At 66.8% G+C, this 17,635-nt stretch carries 17 protein-coding genes; 7 read left to right on the top strand and 10 right to left on the bottom strand.

All coding sequences use genetic code 11. The annotated features are described in order from the left end of the window. Positions 1 to 78 precede the first annotated feature (78 nt). A complete protein-coding gene (locus B141_RS41480; protein ID WP_020576764.1) occupies positions 79 to 918 on the bottom strand; it encodes a phytanoyl-CoA dioxygenase family protein in 840 nt (279 codons plus the stop codon). A gap of 64 nt (positions 919 to 982) precedes the next feature. On the opposite strand from B141_RS41480, the gene B141_RS45840 reads away from it, so the two are divergent. Further along, the gene (locus B141_RS45840) at positions 983 to 1,846 is read left to right on the top strand and encodes an AraC family transcriptional regulator (RefSeq protein ID WP_020576763.1); all 864 of its coding nucleotides are present in this window, start codon (positions 983 to 985) and stop codon (positions 1,844 to 1,846) included. A gap of 306 nt (positions 1,847 to 2,152) precedes the next feature. Further along, positions 2,153 to 2,989 (top strand): alpha/beta fold hydrolase, encoded by an 837-nt coding sequence (locus B141_RS0118945; protein WP_020576762.1) that lies wholly within the window; start codon positions 2,153 to 2,155, stop codon positions 2,987 to 2,989. A gap of 94 nt (positions 2,990 to 3,083) precedes the next feature. On the opposite strand, the gene B141_RS0118940 is transcribed toward B141_RS0118945, so the two are convergent. Beyond that, positions 3,084 to 4,559, bottom strand: a complete 1,476-nt coding sequence (locus B141_RS0118940; RefSeq protein ID WP_020576761.1) for a DHA2 family efflux MFS transporter permease subunit — start codon at positions 4,557 to 4,559, stop codon at positions 3,084 to 3,086. 79 nt (positions 4,560 to 4,638) lie between these two features. On the opposite strand from B141_RS0118940, the gene B141_RS0118935 reads away from it, so the two are divergent. Next, positions 4,639 to 5,178, top strand: coding sequence for a TetR/AcrR family transcriptional regulator (locus tag B141_RS0118935; RefSeq protein WP_020576760.1), 540 nt, complete (start codon positions 4,639 to 4,641; stop codon positions 5,176 to 5,178). Between the two features lie 78 nt (positions 5,179 to 5,256). Here the strand turns inward: B141_RS0118935 and B141_RS0118930 are convergent, their stop codons facing one another. Next, positions 5,257 to 5,877 (bottom strand): TetR/AcrR family transcriptional regulator, encoded by a 621-nt coding sequence (locus B141_RS0118930; protein ID WP_020576759.1) that lies wholly within the window; start codon positions 5,875 to 5,877, stop codon positions 5,257 to 5,259. Between the two features lie 124 nt (positions 5,878 to 6,001). Here B141_RS0118930 and B141_RS0118925 point away from each other — a divergent pair, with 124 nt between their 5' ends. Further along, positions 6,002 to 6,862, top strand: coding sequence for an SDR family oxidoreductase (locus B141_RS0118925; RefSeq protein WP_026257361.1), 861 nt, complete (start codon positions 6,002 to 6,004; stop codon positions 6,860 to 6,862). Positions 6,863 to 6,946: 84 nt separating this feature from the next. Here the strand turns inward: B141_RS0118925 and B141_RS0118920 are convergent, their stop codons facing one another. The 3 genes from B141_RS0118920 to B141_RS0118910 all read right to left on the bottom strand — a co-directional run bounded on the left by B141_RS0118920 (position 6,947) and on the right by B141_RS0118910 (position 10,345). Next, positions 6,947 to 8,590, bottom strand: coding sequence for a multicopper oxidase family protein (locus tag B141_RS0118920; protein WP_020576757.1), 1,644 nt, complete (start codon positions 8,588 to 8,590; stop codon positions 6,947 to 6,949). Continuing rightward, positions 8,583 to 9,083: a hypothetical protein gene (locus tag B141_RS41470; RefSeq protein ID WP_020576756.1), complete on the bottom strand. Its 501-nt coding sequence runs from the start codon at positions 9,081 to 9,083 to the stop codon at positions 8,583 to 8,585. The genes B141_RS0118920 and B141_RS41470 overlap by 8 nt, the downstream gene beginning before the upstream one ends. Positions 9,084 to 9,151: 68 nt before the next feature. Next, the gene (locus B141_RS0118910) at positions 9,152 to 10,345 is read right to left on the bottom strand and encodes an NAD(P)/FAD-dependent oxidoreductase (RefSeq protein ID WP_020576755.1); all 1,194 of its coding nucleotides are present in this window, start codon (positions 10,343 to 10,345) and stop codon (positions 9,152 to 9,154) included. Between the two features lie 184 nt (positions 10,346 to 10,529). Between B141_RS0118910 and sigJ the strand changes: the two genes are divergently transcribed. Then, positions 10,530 to 11,504, top strand: a complete 975-nt coding sequence (gene sigJ, locus B141_RS0118905; RefSeq protein WP_020576754.1) for an RNA polymerase sigma factor SigJ — start codon at positions 10,530 to 10,532, stop codon at positions 11,502 to 11,504. Between the two features lie 12 nt (positions 11,505 to 11,516). Here sigJ and B141_RS51510 read toward each other — a convergent pair whose 3' ends face one another. Next, on the bottom strand, positions 11,517 to 11,954 hold the full coding sequence (locus B141_RS51510; RefSeq protein WP_237742732.1) for a DUF222 domain-containing protein: 438 nt from the start codon (positions 11,952 to 11,954) through the stop codon (positions 11,517 to 11,519). Continuing rightward, complete coding sequence (locus B141_RS0118895; protein WP_020576752.1) at positions 11,941 to 12,705, bottom strand: SDR family NAD(P)-dependent oxidoreductase; 765 nt, start codon at positions 12,703 to 12,705, stop codon at positions 11,941 to 11,943. Before B141_RS0118895 ends, B141_RS51510 begins: the two co-directional genes overlap by 14 nt. Positions 12,706 to 12,951: 246 nt before the next feature. On the opposite strand from B141_RS0118895, the gene B141_RS0118890 reads away from it, so the two are divergent. Beyond that, entirely contained in the window at positions 12,952 to 14,115 is a 1,164-nt protein-coding gene (locus B141_RS0118890; protein WP_020576751.1) for an epoxide hydrolase family protein, read from the top strand. 113 nt (positions 14,116 to 14,228) lie between these two features. On the opposite strand, the gene B141_RS0118885 is transcribed toward B141_RS0118890, so the two are convergent. Together B141_RS0118885 and B141_RS0118880 are read right to left on the bottom strand one after the other, a co-directional pair. Continuing rightward, positions 14,229 to 14,801 (bottom strand): NADPH-dependent FMN reductase, encoded by a 573-nt coding sequence (locus B141_RS0118885; protein WP_020576750.1) that lies wholly within the window; start codon positions 14,799 to 14,801, stop codon positions 14,229 to 14,231. Between the two features lie 100 nt (positions 14,802 to 14,901). Then, positions 14,902 to 15,810, bottom strand: coding sequence for an NADP-dependent oxidoreductase (locus B141_RS0118880; protein ID WP_020576749.1), 909 nt, complete (start codon positions 15,808 to 15,810; stop codon positions 14,902 to 14,904). A gap of 208 nt (positions 15,811 to 16,018) precedes the next feature. On the opposite strand from B141_RS0118880, the gene B141_RS50780 reads away from it, so the two are divergent. Beyond that, positions 16,019 to 16,660 (top strand): hypothetical protein, encoded by a 642-nt coding sequence (locus B141_RS50780; RefSeq protein WP_202805838.1) that lies wholly within the window; start codon positions 16,019 to 16,021, stop codon positions 16,658 to 16,660. Positions 16,661 to 17,635 lie beyond the last annotated feature (975 nt).

Below are 17,635 nucleotides of genomic sequence, written 5' to 3'. Positions count from 1 at the left end.
CTTCCGCACCGATGAGCTCGACGTCATCCTCATCCCCGCTCCTCAACCTCGGTGGTTGTCGTATCGCGACTGCCTCCATCACTCCTTCGACTGCTGTGCTCGTTGGGCTCGGGCCGTCGTCTGTTGCCCTTCCCGCCACGGGAACACCGCCGCCTCCGCTGCTGGCTGCTTGGGCGTGCTGCCTCCGATGATGTAGGCGCGCCGGTAGTCGTCGGACTTGTTGGCCGACGTGTAGTGCACAGTCCTGCTGTCGTGGATCGTGGCACCACCGGGCGGGAGGGGACATGCCACCGCGGTCGACACGTCCACAACCCCAGGTACTACCTCGAGACCGTGGACCCGCGGGTCGTTGCCGATCGGCCGGTGCGGTAGGACCTCACCACGGTGGGATCCGGGTATGAACTGCATGCATCCGTTCTCCAGCGTCGCTTCCTGCAGGGGAATCCAGATGCTGAGGGAGGAGTACGTGTAGCCCGGATCCCAGTACGCTTCGTCCTGATGCCAGGGAGTCTCCGCCCCATGGTGCGGGGGCTTGTTGATCGCGTGGTCACCGCCAACCGTGGCCGAAGGCCCCAGCAGCGCACGCACCAGAGCCTCCACGCGTGCGATGGTCTCGCTGTGGAGGATCTCCGGGGCGTACTGTGACGGCCTCATGATCTGAGGTAGGCGGGCAACCGCGTCATCGTCGTCGGGCCCTGCAAGGTCGAACTGGTCGCCGTTGGCGCGGCCCGTCCGAGCACCGAAGAGCCGATCGTAGATCGCACGCATACGCAGAACCTCGTCGGCCGAGATGACGGAAGGCAACGCGAGGAAGCCCTGCTCGTGATAACGGGCGACGTCGTCTGCGGTGAGACCAGCGTCGGCGTCCGAGCTCGCGTGCGCCGCGTCGGAGCCGGTGGACTTGTTGACAGAAGCCATCCCACGACGCTAGGGCCGAGGGAACTGAGATGCGTCCACAATCGAACGCGAGAGGAAATCGAAGGTGGGATCCTCCGATCGACTGGAACTACGCGACGTCGGCGTCCCAGGCATCCTCGTCCTTGGCCGTTACCGACACTCCTACGCCCACGTCGGTCTGGAGCCGCACTCACACCCTGGCTGTGTCGAAGTCTGCTTCCTCGCTCGAGGAAGACAGCGGTATCGCCTCGGTGGACGGGTATACGACCTCACCGGCGGCGAGCAGTTCGTGGCACTCCCGGACGAGGAGCACGACACCGCCAACGAGCCTCAGGACAAAGGCGTGCTGTACTGGCTGATCGCTCAGCTCACCCCGGAGGATGCGCCGCTGCTCTACCTCGATCGGCGTCAGAGACGGCAGGTCAAGAAGGCGCTGTTCGACATACCTTCTCGACAGTTCACCGCATGCGCGGATGCGCGCACGCTCCTGGACGACGCGATCGGCGCTCTACTTCGACCGCAGAATGCCCTCAGCCGGCTGCGGGCCGCCATGCTGCTGGCGCAGTATCTCCTCGGAACGATCGCTGCCGCCACGGCCGAACAAGAGCGCCTGGTATCCGAGCCTGTCAGGCAAAGTAGGCAGTACATCGCCGATCACCTTGCTGAGCCGATCAATGTCGCCACGCTGGCTCACGTCGCCGGTCTTTCGGCCACCCGCCTGCACGCCCGATTCCGCCAGGAGATCGGCCAGTCCCCGGGCGAGTACATCCTCCACGCCAAGATTGAACGAGCGCGCGACCTCCTGGCTGACACCGACCTGTCCGTGACCGACATCGCCCACTCACTCAGCTTCTCGAGTGCCCAGTACTTCGCCACCGCCTTCAAACGCCTGACCCGGGCCACACCGACGTCGTTCCGGCGCAGCCTCCACAGTGAACGCGGGCAGTAGAGCGCCCGGAGGCGGGCTCGGGACTCACCGATTCAAGGGTTGGAGGATCTTCGCGGCTCGTCGGCCCGTACTGGGGAGACGATCCTGCTACGTTACGAATGCCCAGTGAACCTGGCGCATCCGCTCGACCCGGAGCGCGGGGAGTACGAGCTTCATTGCGACTGGCTCGACGGGGGCCGTCAGGTCTATCTCGGCTATTCCGGGCGCTACCCTCAACCACTCCCTGCGCGCACAACGCGTACATCCGCTCGGACGAGGGCAACACCAAATCATCGCATTGAGCCCGGCAGCAGCGAGGAGTCGACAGTGACCGATCAGTCGAGCAGTAACCAACCCACGAACCAGGCACCTCAGACGGGCTACGCGCCGGTGAACGGCCTGCAGATGTATTACGAGATCCATGGCTCGGGCGGGACGCCGCTGCTCCTACTCCATGGCGGCTTGTTCAACATCGACCTGCAGTTCGGCCAGGTCCTGCCCGCATTGGCGCAGACGCGGCAGGTCATCGCCGCGGACTTCCAGGCACACGGACGGACGAACGACATCGACCGCCCGCTCACCACCGCCGACCTCGCGTCCGACGTCGTGGGACTGCTTCAGCACCTGGGGGTTCGGCAGGTCGACGTGTTCGGATTCAGCGTTGGCGGCGCTGTGGCGCTGTACCTCGCGATCAAGCACCCGGAGCTGCTGCGCAAGCTGATCGTGTCGTCCGCGTCGTTCCACCCGGACGGAATGCGGCCCGAGAACGCCGAGGCGGTCGGCGGGATGACAGTCGACATGATCGCCGGCACCCCGATGGAACAGGACTACCTGGCCAAGTCCCCGAACCCGGACATGCTGCAGGACCTGCTGGACAAGCTGGGGACGTTCGACAAGGGCATCACCGGCTGGTCCGACGCCGAGATCAAGGGGATCGCCGCGCCCACGCTGATCACCGTGGGTGACTGCGACGCGGTCACTCTCCAACATGCCGTCCGCTTCCTGGAGCTACGCGGCGGCAACGTCAACGGCGACTTCGTGGGTGTCCCGGCCTCGCAGCTGGCGGTGTTCCCGGGCAGCACACACTTCTTCGGGATGGCCCGAACCGCGCTGGTTCTGGACGTCGTGACCACTTTCCTTGACGCACCGGAGACTGCTTCCTGACCGAGAAGACCGGCCAGTGGTCCCAGACGGTCCGCTGGCAGGCGCTGAAGCTGTTCGGCTGGTGAAACCCGGGGTCTCCGAGGCACGTCCAGACTCAGGTCCCAACGGGCGCGGGTTCGGGTGTGGACTGCCCGGACGCGGCGGGATCCGGAGCGGCGCCTGGGCGAGCCGCCCCGCGCAGACGGGCCGCCTTGCGCGGATGGAGTAGCGCGATCAGCGCCCCGGCCGCGGTCACGCTCGCGCCGGCCACCACCGCGGGGGCTGTCCCGTCCAGTAGGGCCTGCGGCGAGCTGAACCCTCCGTTGTGGGCGAAGATCGTCCCCAGAACGGCGATGCCGAAGACACCGCCGACCTCGCGTACAGCGTTGTTGACTCCCGACGCCTGCCCGGCCCGCTCAGGACGTACGGACGCGAGGACCGCGCTCGCGGACGGCGCGAAGCTCAACGCCATCCCGGCACCAGCGAGCGCGAACGGCGGGATGAGCGGCGTCCACGCCATCCCGACCTCGGACACGGCCGCGATCCAGTACAACGCCGTGGCCTGCAGTGCGAGTCCGGCCGCCATGAACGGCCTGGGTCCGAAGCGCTCAGCCATCGGCCCGGCCAGCGGCGCCACCAGCAAGGTCGCACCTGTCCACACCAGCATCCGCAGGCCTGCCTCCAGTGGCCCGTACCCGAAGAGTCCCTGAAGGAGCTGGGTGAGCAGGAAAATCGAACCGAACGTCCCGAACATCATGAAGAGCCCGGCGAGGTTGGTCACGGCGAAGCCCCGGCTGGCGAACAGGTTGAGCGGCACCATCGGCGTTGCGGCCCGGTGTTCCCACCAGACGAAGAGCGCGAGTACGACTGCGCCGCCGCCGAGGGTTCCGATGATCTCGGGGCTGCTCCAGCCTGCGGCGTTGGCGCGTACGAGCCCGAAGACCACGCCCGACAACCCGAGCGCGACCAGGCCGAAGCCCACGATGTCAAGGCGTCCTTGCGGCCCGAAGCTCTCCCGCAACAGGAATCCGGCAACGGGTAGGAGGACAAGACCGACTGGCACGTTGATCCAAAAGATCCATTGCCAGCTGGCCGCCTCGATGACCGCACCACCCACGAGCGGTCCGAGAGCTACACCGATCCCGCTGATCGCCGACCAGATCCCGATAGCGAGGCCACGCCTCTCCCGGGGTACGCCGGCCGCGAGCAAGGTCAGTGTGAGCGGAGCGATGATCGCACCGCCGATCCCCTGGGCCATCCGGGCCACGATCAGCGCACCCGCCGTCGTGGCGAGAGCGGCCGCGGCCGAACTCGCCGTGAACAGCAGCAGCCCCACGAGGAAGAGCCGGCGGCGCCCGAACCGGTCGCCCAACGCGGCGGCCGGGATCAGCGCGACCGCGAACGCGAGCGTGTAGGCGTTGACGGTCCATTCCAACGACTCGAGTGAGGCGCCGAGTGATTCGCGAATCGAGGGCAGTCCCACGATCACGATGAGGTTGTCGAGCGTGACCATGAAGAGGGCGACCGAGACAGTGATCACGGTGATCCAGCGCCGGCGGCCCGCAGCGACTGGCGAGCTGGTGTCAGGCATCGTCGATGTACTCCCATTTGTTAGTGACTGCTCACTTGGTTGTGGAATTTAGTGGCCACTCACTAAGCTGTCAAACCTGATGAGCTCCACACGACAGACCTCAGACGAACGCCGGGCCGCTCTGGTCGAGGCAGCCCTGGTGGCGTTCGCGCGTTCCGGCCTGCACGGCACCGCGGTCAGCACCGTGACCGAGGCCGTCGGCATCACCCAGCCCTATGCGTTCAGCCTGTTCGGCACCAAGAAGGGCCTGTTCCTCGCGGCAGTGGAGCACTGCTTCGACCGGGTGAGCGAGACCTTCGAAAAGGCCGCTGCTGGCGTTCCCAAACGGAAGCGGCTCAAGGCGATGGGCAGTGCGTACACCGAGCTGCTGTCCGACCGCACCGTGCTCCAGATGCAGATGCAGTGCTTCGCCGCCTGCGGTGACGACGAGATCCGTGCCGTGGTGCGCTCCCGGCTCGAGCGACTCTTCGAACTCATCCAGGATCTCGCCGGCGTGAGCGCCGAGAAGGCGCGTGAGTTCCTCGCTGCCGGCATGATGTGCAACCTCGCCGCGACCGTCGACCTGCCGCTGCTCCTCCCCGGAGACCTCGCTGGGCCTGACTGCCCCTCGATCCCGTGAGCTCGCACGCCAAGGGCCGGTAGCGGCGGCTCCAGCAGATCGGCCGGACGAGGGGTTGCCGGACGTCACCGTGTCGGCTCAATGGCCGGGCCGGCGTGGGCGCAAGCCGTTGAGGGCGGTGGTGACGACGCGGTCGGCGAATTCGGCGGTGAGCGGCCCATTGTGCTGCAGCCATCGGTTAAGCACCGGCCCCCACACCATCTCCACGGCCACGTCGAGGTCGAGGTCTTCGGCGAGTTGTCCGGCCTGCTGGGCGCTGCGCAGTCGTTGTCGCTTGAGTTCCTTCAACGGCCCGTCCAGCCGTTCGGCGTAAGCGGCTGCCAGTTCAGGGTCGTGCGCGATCTCGGTGGCCAGCGCGCGCATCGGTTGGTCGTACCTGGGATCGTTCAACTCCGCGACCGTGGCGCGCAGCACCGCCGTCAGGTCGGCCTCCAGGTCACCGGTGTCGGGCAGCGCCGCGGGCTCGCCGTCGTTGCCCTCACTGAGCATGAGGAAGGCGTCGAAGAGGATCGTGCCCTTGGACGGCCACCAGCGGTAGATGGTCTGTTTGCCGACACCGGCCCGCGCGGCGATGCCCTCGATGCTGAGTTTGGCGTATCCCACCTCCTGTACCAGGTCGAACGCCGCGGTGAGGATGGCCCTCCGGGAGGTCTCCTTCCGGCGGGCCGCGTTGGCGGGGGCCTTGCGCTGCGTCGTCATGCGACCAACGTACTAGAGACAAGACGGACCGTCTCGTCTTGACGCGGAGGATCTGATCGCCTACGGTTCCAAGCAATAACGAGACGGACCGTCTCGTCTCGTCGTGAACTCGGAGGCCTCATACATGCGCACCTCATCGAGCACTGCTCCACGTACCTGGTTCATCAGCGGCGCCAGCCGCGGTCTGGGCCGCGCGTTCACCGTGGCCGCGCTCGAACGTGGTGACCGGGTGGTCGCCGTGGCCCGGACCATCGTCCGGGAAGACTTCGACGAGCGTCACGGCGACAGACTGCTGACCCTGACGCTCGACGTGACCGACCGGGCGGCGGTCTTCGCCGCCGTGGCCACCGCAGTCGATCACTTCGGGCGGCTCGACGTCGTCGTCAACAACGCCGGCACGATGTCCATGGGCATGATCGAAGAGTTCACCGAGGCTGAGGCGCGGGCCCAGTTCGAGGTCAACTTCTTCGGCGCGTTGTGGGTCTGCCAGGCCGTGCTGCCGCACCTACGCGCCCAACGGGCCGGCCACATCGTGCAGATCTCCAGCATCGCCGCTCTCGGCGGCTTCCCGAGCACCGGGATGTACAGCGCGAGCAAGTTCGCGCTGGAAGGCATGAGCGAGGCCCTGGCGATGGAGGCGGCGACCTTCGGTATCACGGTCAGCATCGTGCAGCCCGGCGGCTATTGGACCGACCTGTACTCCAGCATGACGTCGACCACGCCGGTGGAAGCGTACGGCCCGCTACGCGCCGAACTGGAGCGGCAGTGGGCGGAAGGCTCGATCGACAGTGAGCCCCGGCTGGCCGCCGAAGCAGTGCAGAAGCTGGTCGACAGCGACGACCCGCCGTTGCGGCTCCTCCTCGGCAGCATGGTGTACGACCTCGCGTTCGACATCTCACGCCAGCGGATGGACACCTGGGCGGGCTGGGAGCAGGTCAGCCGGACCGCCGAGCATGCCATCCCCGCGCCCGGGTGTGCACACTGACGACCTGGCCCCTCGCGTCTTACCTCAATGCGGATGACCTTTGGGCCGGCGCAGTCTGAAGATGCCGGGCGTGGGTGCGCAGTGTCAGATGATTTCGAGGTTGGCCATCATTCCCATGTCTTCGTGTTCGGCGTTGTGGCAGTGGAAGAGATAGCGGCCGCGGTAGCCGTCGAAACGGGTGATGATCTCCGCCGATTCGCCTGGCCGCAAGGAGATGGTGTCCTTGAGGCCTGCGTCGTGGGGCAGCGGCGGCCGGCCGCCGCGCGAGAGCACCTGGAAGCCGACCAGATGCAGGTGGACGGGATGGTGGACGTCGGCGATCAGCCGCCACACTTCGACATCGCCGAGACTGACGGTGACGTCGGATCGGGTGGGGTCGAACGGTAGCCCGCCGATCAGCCATCCGTGACCGCCGCGCATGCGCCCGGCGCGGAAGGAGAAGTCGCGCACCCTCACGGCGTCCGACCGGCGCCAGGCCGGCAGTTCGTTCGAGAGGGTGCGTGGGATGCGGCTGTCGTCGGCGGCTTTGCGTACGACCCTGAAGGCCATCACGTCGCGGGTACGGCCGGAGCCAAGCCGGTTGACGACTCTGACTCGGCTGCCGACCGGGAGGTGCGAGAAGTCGATGATCACGTCGTAGCGTTCGGCCGGCGCGATCGGCAGGCGCCGGTGGGTGACCGGCGCCGCGAGCAGCCCCTGGTCGGCGCCGATCTGGACGAGATCGAGCCGGCGTCCGTCGTCACTGACCGCTTCGAACTCGTAGTGCCGGGCGTTCGAGGCGTTCAGGAGGCGCAGCCGGTACCGAGCTGCGTCGACCTCGTGCACCGGCCACGGGGCGCCGTTGACCAGGATCACGTCGCCGAGGACTCCGGCGAGATAGGACCCGCGAACGCCCGGTCGCTCTCGCAAGGTGGGGTCGAGGGCGGGGTAGTCGAGGCTGCCGTCAGCGGCGAACGCACGGTCGGCGATCATGAGAGGCAGTTCGCGCCGCCCCGCTGGGAGGCCGAGCGAGTCCTCGGCGTCGTCGCGTACGATCTGCAGCCCGGCCAGGCCCCGCCAGATCGCGGGGGCGGTGAAGTCCATCCGGTGGTCGTGATACCACAGCAGCGCCGGCCGCTGGTCCAGCGGGAAGGTGTAGTCCCGCGTCAGCTCGGTCAGCACCGCCCGCGGGTCACGCATGCCGTGCATGCCGTGCTCAGGGCCGTGCCCGCCTTCGCCGGTGCGCCTCAGGTGGGCGGCGTCCGGCCAGCCCTCGGGCAGGACAAGGTCGGTCGGGTACCCATCGGAAGCTGCCGGAGTCCGCCCGCCGTGCAGGTGTACGACGGTCGGCACGGGCAGGTCGTTGCGATGCGTCACGGTGATCGGCCGGCCGCGGCGCGACTCGATCGTCGGCCCCGGAAAGGTGCCCTCGTACGTCCACAGCGGTGTCCTGACACCGGGCAGGATCTCCGCGGTCGATTCACGCTGGGTGATCTCGTAGCGGTCGACACCGCCCTCCGTGCTGACCGGCGCCAGCACAGAGGGAAGCGGCAACGGCACCTGGAACGCGGGCGGCAGCGGCACGGCGCTGCGTAGTTCGGCACCGGTGATCGGCGGGCGGCGGGACAGTGCGGCCGAGGCCGACAGCCCGGTGGCTGCCATCAGTCCGAGCGCCCCGCCGATGCCCAGCACCTGTCGCCTGGTCATGCCGCGGGCGTGGCCGGTTCGGTCGTCGTAGGGCTCACGCATGGCCGGCTTCCCGCTGCTCAGGCTCCTGCACGGTCTGCGCCCGCTCGCGTGGGGGGCGCGGTCGCCGCCGCAGCGGCCGGCGCCATACGGCGATGAACAGCACGACGAGCCCGACGATGGTCATCACTCCCAGCGGGAGGTGCAACCACAGCGCGCCGTTCAAGCCCGCGAAGTACTGCACCGTCTCGGCCGCCACCACAGCCGCCGTGGCAAGCAACGGCCAGATCTGACGCAGCCGAACCCAGATCACGATCGCCACGATCACCTGCAGGTAGCCGATGGAGGTGACGACGTCGGCACCGGCCGCATGCCAGCGCAGGCCGTCATAGTCACCGCTCAGATACACCCCGGCGAACACCGGCTGACCGACGATCGCCACCACGTGGGCGCTGACGACGACCCGCAGAACCCACCCGCTGGGCTTCGTCTGATGCGCGGTATCGGGTCGGACCGGCATCGCCGGGCGGAACCTGTTGGCTGCGGTGGCCATCATGCGTCCTCCTCGCTCTGTTCTCGCTTGCGGCCGCACGGTGAACCGCCGCCCGGCATGCTCGTCGGTGGTCACGGGGACGTGACCACCCGCGCAGCGGTGGCCGGCTGCTCAGGACGCGGGCCGCCCTTGACCCAGACCGTGGAACCCGGCTTGCGGGCCTCGCGGCGGATCCGCGACACCGCGAGGTTGCAGGTGAATTCCTTGATCGCCGCACCCATGCGGCCGCCGACGTAGACGTTCACCGCGGAATCGTCCTTTCGGGCGAGCTGTCGTATGCCGGCGTGCCGGCCGAGGCTGACACACGCCCCCGTGAAGGCCAGGCTGATCACCGCCGGATCGGTCCCCGCGATGCGGCTCAGCACGGTGTTGGCGGCCTGCGCCCCGAGCGGCCCGGCGGCGTAGCAGCTCATCCGCAGCGGCTGGTCCGACGGTGCGGCTGCGTCCCCGGCCGCGATGATGCGGTCGTCGTCGACGCTGGTCAGCGTCTCGTCGGTGAGCAACCGACCGAAGGCGTCGGTGCGCAGCCCGCTCGCGGCCGCCAACTCCGGCAGGCCGAAACCGCCCGCCCAGATGGTCAGTGCGCTCGCACGCACTGCACCGTTGGAAAGGGCAACCACATCCGGCCGGACCTCGCTCACCACGGCGGCCTCGAGCACCGCGACACCGTGCCGGGACAGCCACTTGGCCACGGATCGGCGAGCCGACGCACTGAATGACGGCGCCAGGGTTCGGCCACACACCAGCGTGACCCTGCGTCCTTGCTCGGTCAGCTCGGCGGCCGTCTCGATGCCGGTCAACCCACCGCCGACCACGGTGACCGGAGCATCGAGGGGCAACTCCTCCAGCCTGGCACGCAGCCGCTGCGCGGACTCGAACTCAGCGAGGTCGTACGCGAACTCGGCCGCGCCAGGCACCGATGACGGTATCGCTCCGGTGCTGCCGACCGCGTAGATGACGTAGTCGTAATCCAGCGCGCGGCCCGACGCCAGCCGCACCGTGTGGGCGGCGGTGTCGATGCGCGTGGCACTGTCGACAACCAACTGGATGCCCTCACCGAGCAGCGTGCCGTAGTCAACCGTGGCCTCGCCGGTGCCGGCCACGAACTGGTGCAGCCGGATTCGTTCGACGAACTTCGGGCGGGGATTGACCAAAGTGATGTCGACGTCGGCGCGCATCCGCAGATGGTTGGCCGCGAGCGTGCCGGCGTAACCGCCGCCGATGACGACGACCTTGTTGGGTGTGTGGTGTCCAGGTGTGGGCATGGCGAGGTTTCCATTCTCGATCTCAGCAGGTGTTCGAGGCTGTGAACCCGATGGGGTTGGTGATCCGACAACGCAACACCTCGGAACGTGAGGCGACATGTGAGGCGACGCGGAACCTCACAGTTCGCTGCGCTGTCTTGTCTAACTGGTAGGGGCAGAACGTGACCAAGGGAGCGCCGACACCATGACAACTCAGTCCGAGCCAGGAGACGGCCCGCTCGATCCGAGCCTGAGCGTGATCATGAGCGAGCGGCGCCAGCTGATCAATCTCGCCTACCGACTCCTCGGCTCCCTGGCCGACGCCGAAGATGCCGTCCAAGAGACCTACGCCCGCTGGTACGCCATGTCCCGACAGCAGCAGGACGCCATCGAGTCCCCCGGCGCCTGGTTGACCAAGGTCGCCAGCCGCATCTGCCTCAATGTGCTCTCCTCGGCACGGGTCCGGCGAGAGACCTACGTGGGCGAATGGATCCCCGAGCCGCTACCCGAACCTACGGAGTGGATCAACGGGCAGTCAGGCGGCATCACCATCGACCCGGCCGACCGGGTCACCCTCGACGAGTCGATCAACATGGCCTTCCTCGTCGTACTCGAAGCGATGACCCCAGCCGAGCGCGTCGCGTTCATCCTCCACGACGTCTTCCGCTACCCCTTCGCCGAAGTTGCCGAGATCGTCGGCCGTACCCCGGCGGCCTGCCGCCAGCTGGCCTCCTCCGCCCGCCGTCGCATCCGCGCAGCGCAGGCTCCCGCGACTCCGACAGCCCAGCAGGCCCGGATCGTCAGGGACTTCAAACAGGCATGGGAAGCCAAGGACATCGACGCCCTCATCAGCCTCCTCGACCCAAATGTCACGGCGATCAGCGACGGCGGCGGCCTCGTCGCCACCGCGCTCCGCCCGGTCGAAGGCGCCGATCAGATCGTCCGATCTCTGGTCCGCCTCGAGGGCAGGCTCCGCAATCTGACGCTCCTGGAGCGTACGGTCAACGGCCAACCCGGCCTGATCGCTCAGCAAGACGGCGTCACCGTATCGGTGTACGCGTTCGAAGTCGCAGGGGACCGGATCAAGCACATCTGGGCGGTACGCAACCCCGACAAGCTCCGGCCGTGGGCGATGAGCCTCAGCGCTAGTACTGCAGCGGTAGATCGTGACCTTGGCTGAGTTCCCTTGTGGCTAAGGGATTTGGGGCGTGGCGGGTTGGTGCGTGAGGGTTGGTGAGTGGGACAGGGCGGCGGGGATGACGTCGGCGTCGCAGGCCAGCAGTCTCGCGGTTTCGGCGGAGATCTGTTCACCGCTGTCCAGCGTCGCGTAGCCGATTCCGGTGACGAGTTGGGCCAGTGTCATGGTGATGATGATCTGCGGTTTGGTCCCACCCCTGGTAGGGGCTTCACCCGCGGCGAGGGCGAGATCGAGCAACTCTACGAACGCGTCGCCCAGTCGGCGGGAGGCGGTGCGGGTGTCGGGTCCGTTCGCGTCCGTCTTCCGTGGTCTGGCCAGCGGCCGTCTCCGGAACCATGACCAACCACTCGGGGCCAGGACACGAGGATCCGACGCAGGCGTGAGCGAAGCGTCCCCTTGACTGCGGGTCCTTCTCCCCTCATACCTGGGCAAGGCCTCCGTCGACAAAGAGTTCGGCGCCGGTGGTGTAACTGCTGGCGTCGGTTGCAAGGAACAGCACGGCGGCGGCGACTTCGCCCGGATCCCCCATTCGGCCGAGGGGCATGTGCGTCAACTGCAGGTCTTTGAGCATTCTCGCCTGGGCTGGGTCTGCCGTGAGCCCGGCGAGCCCCGGCGTCTCGATCGGTCCCGGACTGACTGCGTTGACCCGGATCCCGCGACCTGCAAGCTCGGCGGCCCAGGTGCGCGTGAAGCTGCGGATAGCGGCCTTGGTGGCGTTATAGACGCTCGCTGCTTCGAGGCCCTTGGACGCGGCGATAGAGGAGGGCAGGATGACCGAGGCTCCATCCGATAGGAGCGGCAGCGCCTTTTGCACCGTGAACAGCAATCCCCTGACGTTAATGCCGAAGGTGCGATCGAAGTGTTCTTCGGTGATGTCCCCAAGCCGCATCAGTTCGGCAACACCGGCGTTCGCGAACAGCACATCAATGCGGTTGCTGTGGTCCTTCACCCGCGCGTAGAGCCGGTCCAAGTCCGCGAGTACCGACACGTCGCATCGCACCGCGATAGCTTGGCCCCCGCGGTTCTGTGCATTGATCGCCTTCGCCGCGCTGTCCAACTCGGCTTCGCGTCTGCCACTGATAAACACCGTCGCCCCTTCAGAGGCAAAACGCCCAGCGGTGGCCGCGCCGATACCCTCAGAGCCACCGGTAACGACAGCGATCTTCCCGTCAAGCTGGCCCATATATGTCCCCTCCTCCAGCCCAAGGCTCCCCCTGCCCGACGCCCACTACCTGGGCCCTTCGCCCTTCACGGCGCAGGGCTTGTGGGGGCCGCTGGCGCCACCTAGCAGGATGATCAGACGTCGCCTGCGGCATTTGCGTACGTCAAATCGGTGGCGAGGGTTCCGGAAATATTGATCCCAATAGGTACCCTCACCGGGTATCGGCGGCGTAAAGCACTTCCTGTGGTCTGGGGTTACGGTGGGGAGATGGGCGGCGAGCTGACTCCGTTCACGGTCAGCGTTGCCGAGGATTCGCTCGACGATCTGCGGCAGCGCTTGGCCCGTGCCCGGTGGCCCGAGCCGGCGACGGTGGCGGACTGGAACCAGGGCGTGCCGCTGGACTGGCTGCGGGACCTGTGCGAGTACTGGGAACGCCGGTACGACTGGCGACGCCTGGAGGCCCAGCTCAACGCGCTGCCGCAGTTCACCACCGAACTGGACGGCCTCGACGTCCACTTCGTACACCTGCGCTCGCCGCAGCCGGACGCGCTGCCGCTGATCCTCACGCATGGCTGGCCGGGCTCGGTGGTGGAGTTCCTCGACGTCCTCGCACCGCTGGCCGACCCAGGCGCCCACGGCGGCGATGCCGGCGACGCGTTCCACGTGGTGTGCCCGTCGCTGCCCGGCTTCGGGTTCAGCGCGAAACCTACCGAGCCCGGCTGGGGGCCAGCGCGGATCGCACAGGCGTGGTCGGCGCTGATGACCCGGCTGGGCTACGAGCGGTTCGGCGCTCAGGGCGGCGACTGGGGGTCTGCCGTCACCGCGGAACTGGCCATACAGCGGCCCGAGCGCCTGGTGGGTATCCACCTCAACATGTTGCCGATCGGTGGCCGCGAGCAGTCGACCACCGAGGATGTGACCGACTTCGAGCGGCAGAGCTTGGCCGACGCCGCGTACTTCCAGGAATGGGGCAGCGGCTACGCCCTCGAGCAGGCGACCCGCCCGCAGACCGCCGGCTATGGGCTGGTCGACTCCCCGGTGGGCCAGTGTGCCTGGATCGCCCAGATGTACTGGGCCGGGACCGACCACAACAGCGATCCCCTCGAGGCGCTCAGCCGCGACCAGATGCTCGACAACATCAGCGTCTACTGGCACACCGCCACGGCTGCGTCTTCGGCCCGCATCTACTGGGAGCAGGGCTTCGCCCGGCCATCCGGCCGCGGCGCTCGCCACCCCGAGGCGCTCGTTGTACCGGTCGGCTTTTCGGTCTTCCCACGTGAGATCTTCCGGCCGTCGCGGCGCTGGTGCGAGCGATACTTCACGGATCTTCGCTTCTATGAGCAACTCCCCCGCGGTGGCCATTTCGCCGCCTTCGAGCAGCCGGAGCTGTTCGTCGACCAGGTGCGGCGGGCCTTCCGAACGATGCGTTGACCCGGTGTCGCCAACAATGCTTCGTGTCGGCAGAGGCACGCCGCCGCTGGCGGGTGTGGTCGGGCCTACTAAGCCGGGCTCACTACGACAAGGACTAACATGTTCGACACGGATCAACGCTCGTGGGGTAATACGGTAAGCACCTGGGTGATGAACGTTCTGAATTCGTTCATGAACCGCTGGAGGAATTGCGCCGTGCTCTGGTCGGCGACTTCGCCGGTATCGGTGATCAGGCCGGGCTGGTAATTGATGTAGGCCTCTGGCGCGTTCATCTGCGGGGCGTTGAGGTAGCCCAGGACGCTTCGCAGGTGCTGCTGGGCGATCGCGGTTCCGATCCGCCCCGGGGATATACCGATCACGGCGCAGGGCTTATCCGCGAAAGAGTTTTGCCCCGGCGGGCGGCTGGCCCAGTCGATGGCGTTCTTCAAGCCGCCCGGGATTGAACGGTTGTACTCCGGGGTTACGAACAGCACGGCGTCGATGGAGGCGATAGCGTCCTTGAGTGCCCTACCTGCCGCTGGGTAGTCGGCGTCGTAGTCGTAGCTGTACACCGGCAGATCCTTGATCGGAATCTCCACGAATTCCAGGTCTGGCGGGGACATGCGAATCAACGCCTTGGACAGCATGCGGTTGATGGATGCTGTCGCGAGGCTGCCGACGAAGTAGCCAACCTTGTACGTGGTCATACGATCTACCTTCCTGCTCCCTCAACCAGGGAATGTGGCTGGAGTTCTACGGTGACCTGATCGAAAGGGCCGCGCCGCTGGGCCCCTGGCATTGAACGGGTCACGGCAGCAGGACGATCTTTCCTCGGGTATGGCCGCGTTCCAGTTGTTTGAATGCAGCGCGGACGTCGTCGAGCGGGAACGTCGCGGCGATCGGCACTTCCAGGTCACCGGAGGCGACCTGCCCTGCGAGTTCGGCGAGAACCGCGGCGTTCCTCGCAGATGCGGAGCCTTCAGCCTTCACCCCGTACTCCTCTGGGGCGGCGAAGTCGACGATCGTGTCGATCCGCTCCGGTGACACGCCCAGATCGATCGCCAGTTTGACGTAGCCGTCTCCGTAGGTGTCGATGAACGCGTCGATCCCGGCCTCACGCAGCCGGTCGGCCAAGCCCTCGCCGTACGTCACAGGTCTTACTCCGTGCGCGGCCAGCCAGTCGTGATTGGCCGGACCGGCGATGCCGATCACCTCCGCCCCGGCCCGCCTGGCCAGCTGGACGACGATCGATCCCACGCCACCCGCCGCACCAGAGACGGCGAGTGTGTCACCCGGCTCCACCGACACGGCACGTACCGATGCGTATGCCGTGCTTCCGGCGACCGGCAACGACCCGGCGACCTCCCAGGCCACATTCGCCGGCTTGGCCGCGAGGTTCTCCGCCGGAACGCTCACGTACTCGGCGTGGCTGGCCCGCTCGTCGGTGAAGCCGATGACCTCGTCGCCTGCCGCGACCCCCTCGACCCCGGGGCCGATCTCCGTCACGACTCCGGCAAGATCAGTCCCCTCACCCGACGGGAACGTGGCCGGCCAGATCGCGCGATAAAGCCCCTGCCGGATCTTCGTCTCACCGGGATTGATCGACGTCGCCCTGACCTTGACCAGCACCTGCCCCTGAGCCGGCTCAGTGACAGGCACGTCGGCCACATACAGGACGTCGGTCCCGCCGTACTCGTCGAACCGCACCGCCTTCATAACCACTCCACTACCCAACTCACACCGTTGTTGCTCGCAGCAGACCTGAGCTGCACGGGCACACCCAGAGCCTGCTGGTACGGCAGAAGACTCCTTGAAGGGCGCGGATGGCCTGTGCGACCATTCGTGCCGCCGGCTCGACATCCGATGTTTGACGGGGCACAAGAGCGCCCAGATTGTGCGCGTCGGGCACTAATAGAATGTTCGGATGGAACCGGAGTCGTGCTTCGACATCATCGCCCGGGAGCCGGTCCAAGGCGGACACAGCTCGATGACCAAGGAAAAGCTGCGCGTTGCTGTCACCGAGGCCGGCGTTGACGGCGAGCTAACCGTGTTCCTGAAGCGGACGTCCCTGACGGAGGTGGTCGCGCTACGCGCCGCCAACCGGCTGTCGGACGCCACCGCGATTCCGCAGCTACTTCGATCCGGACAAGACTCGCGCGGCCACTGGATCGCCATCCCGTTCTACCCAGGGCAGCCGGCGTCGACGGAGACCGCTATCCCCGAGAATGTCGCGGAAACACTGGCCGCGATGCACGCCTACTACCTGAACTCCGAGGCACCCGAGAGAAAGACATCCGCTCATGGATCCAAACCTGGAACGAAAACCCCCGACCCTACGTATGGACCAAAACCGCAGACGAGATCCTCGACAGCATCACAGCCCTTTGTAAACGAATCTAAGGCGAGGGACACTAGAGGCGGTACGCCATATCAGCTCCTGCTTCAGCATGATCTCAAAAAACGAGGAACGGCCTCTACGGCCCAGGGCTGGACGTCCACCTTCCATACAGACTCTCAGAAATCAGAAACCTGCTGCCACTGTTCTGACCGGACGCCGCCGTTGTAGTCCTGCTCCCCCGGCGGCGAAACCACAAGACGTCGGGCTTCCATGCTCCTCTCCTGTCGGTCGGACAGCTTGTCCACACCCGGGGTTCCGTGCAGGGTATGCCGCTTGCGGTGGCCGTCCGATGGAGAGGAGCCCGGCGCTTCCCTCCCGGAGTGAGGGCTGGGTTCGAGGGCGAAGCCCCTGAGGTCTTCGATGAATGCAGGTCCCGCGCCGGACGCCGGCCGTCCGAGGACGGCCCCCAGCTCCCTAAGTCAACCTTCGACTTCTTGTGCTAAGCCCAGAAGGGGCTGTCGTACCTGCCGTTAGCCATGACCAGGGGGTGGGTCCGAGATCGTGGGTATCGGCGCTGGTGGCGCGTTTGAAGTTGGTGATGAGGGCGCGGCTTCGTCTGAGGGGCGTGAGTCGGAGGGCGTGGCTGAGGATGTCTCTTAGTTCCTGGAGGCTGGCGTAGTCAGTCCAGGCTCGAAGGTAAGAGTCGGTGATCATCTGCAGGGAAGGATGGTCGAGACTGTCGCTGAAGGGACCCGGCAGTGACCAGCAACGGTGACATCCGAAGAGGAGCGGCATGAGGGACAGGAAGGGATGGGTCCAGGCAGCGTCGCCGAAGTCGATGAAGCGGTGGTGGCCGCCGGGCCGGGCGATCAGGACGTTACCTGGCCAGAGATCGCCTTGGTCGATGCAGAAAGGGATGGGCGAGTTGGCGAGGGCTGTTCCGGACCCAGTGAGAGCGTCGAGGTTTGTGAGCAGTAGATCCTTTTGCACGGTGGTGATGCGGCGCGGGTCCGATCTGGGCAGGTCCTGGAGGATGTCGGCCTGTTGCTCGGCCTCATGAGCTGCGTCGGCCGGATCCCAGGCTGGTACGCCGGCTGCCTCGGCTTGACGTTGACGGCCGATAGTGGCGTGCTGCAGGTGGGCGTAGCGGTAGTTGTCAAGTCAAATGAGACAGGTTGTGCCTACGGGGTTGGTTGTGGCTGG

It is taken from the genome of Actinopolymorpha alba DSM 45243 (assembly GCF_000373925.1).
Lineage (GTDB): Bacteria > Actinomycetota > Actinomycetes > Propionibacteriales > Actinopolymorphaceae > Actinopolymorpha > Actinopolymorpha alba.
Note: the sequence above shows the minus strand (reverse complement) of the source record. Positions and strands in the feature narration are given on the sequence as shown.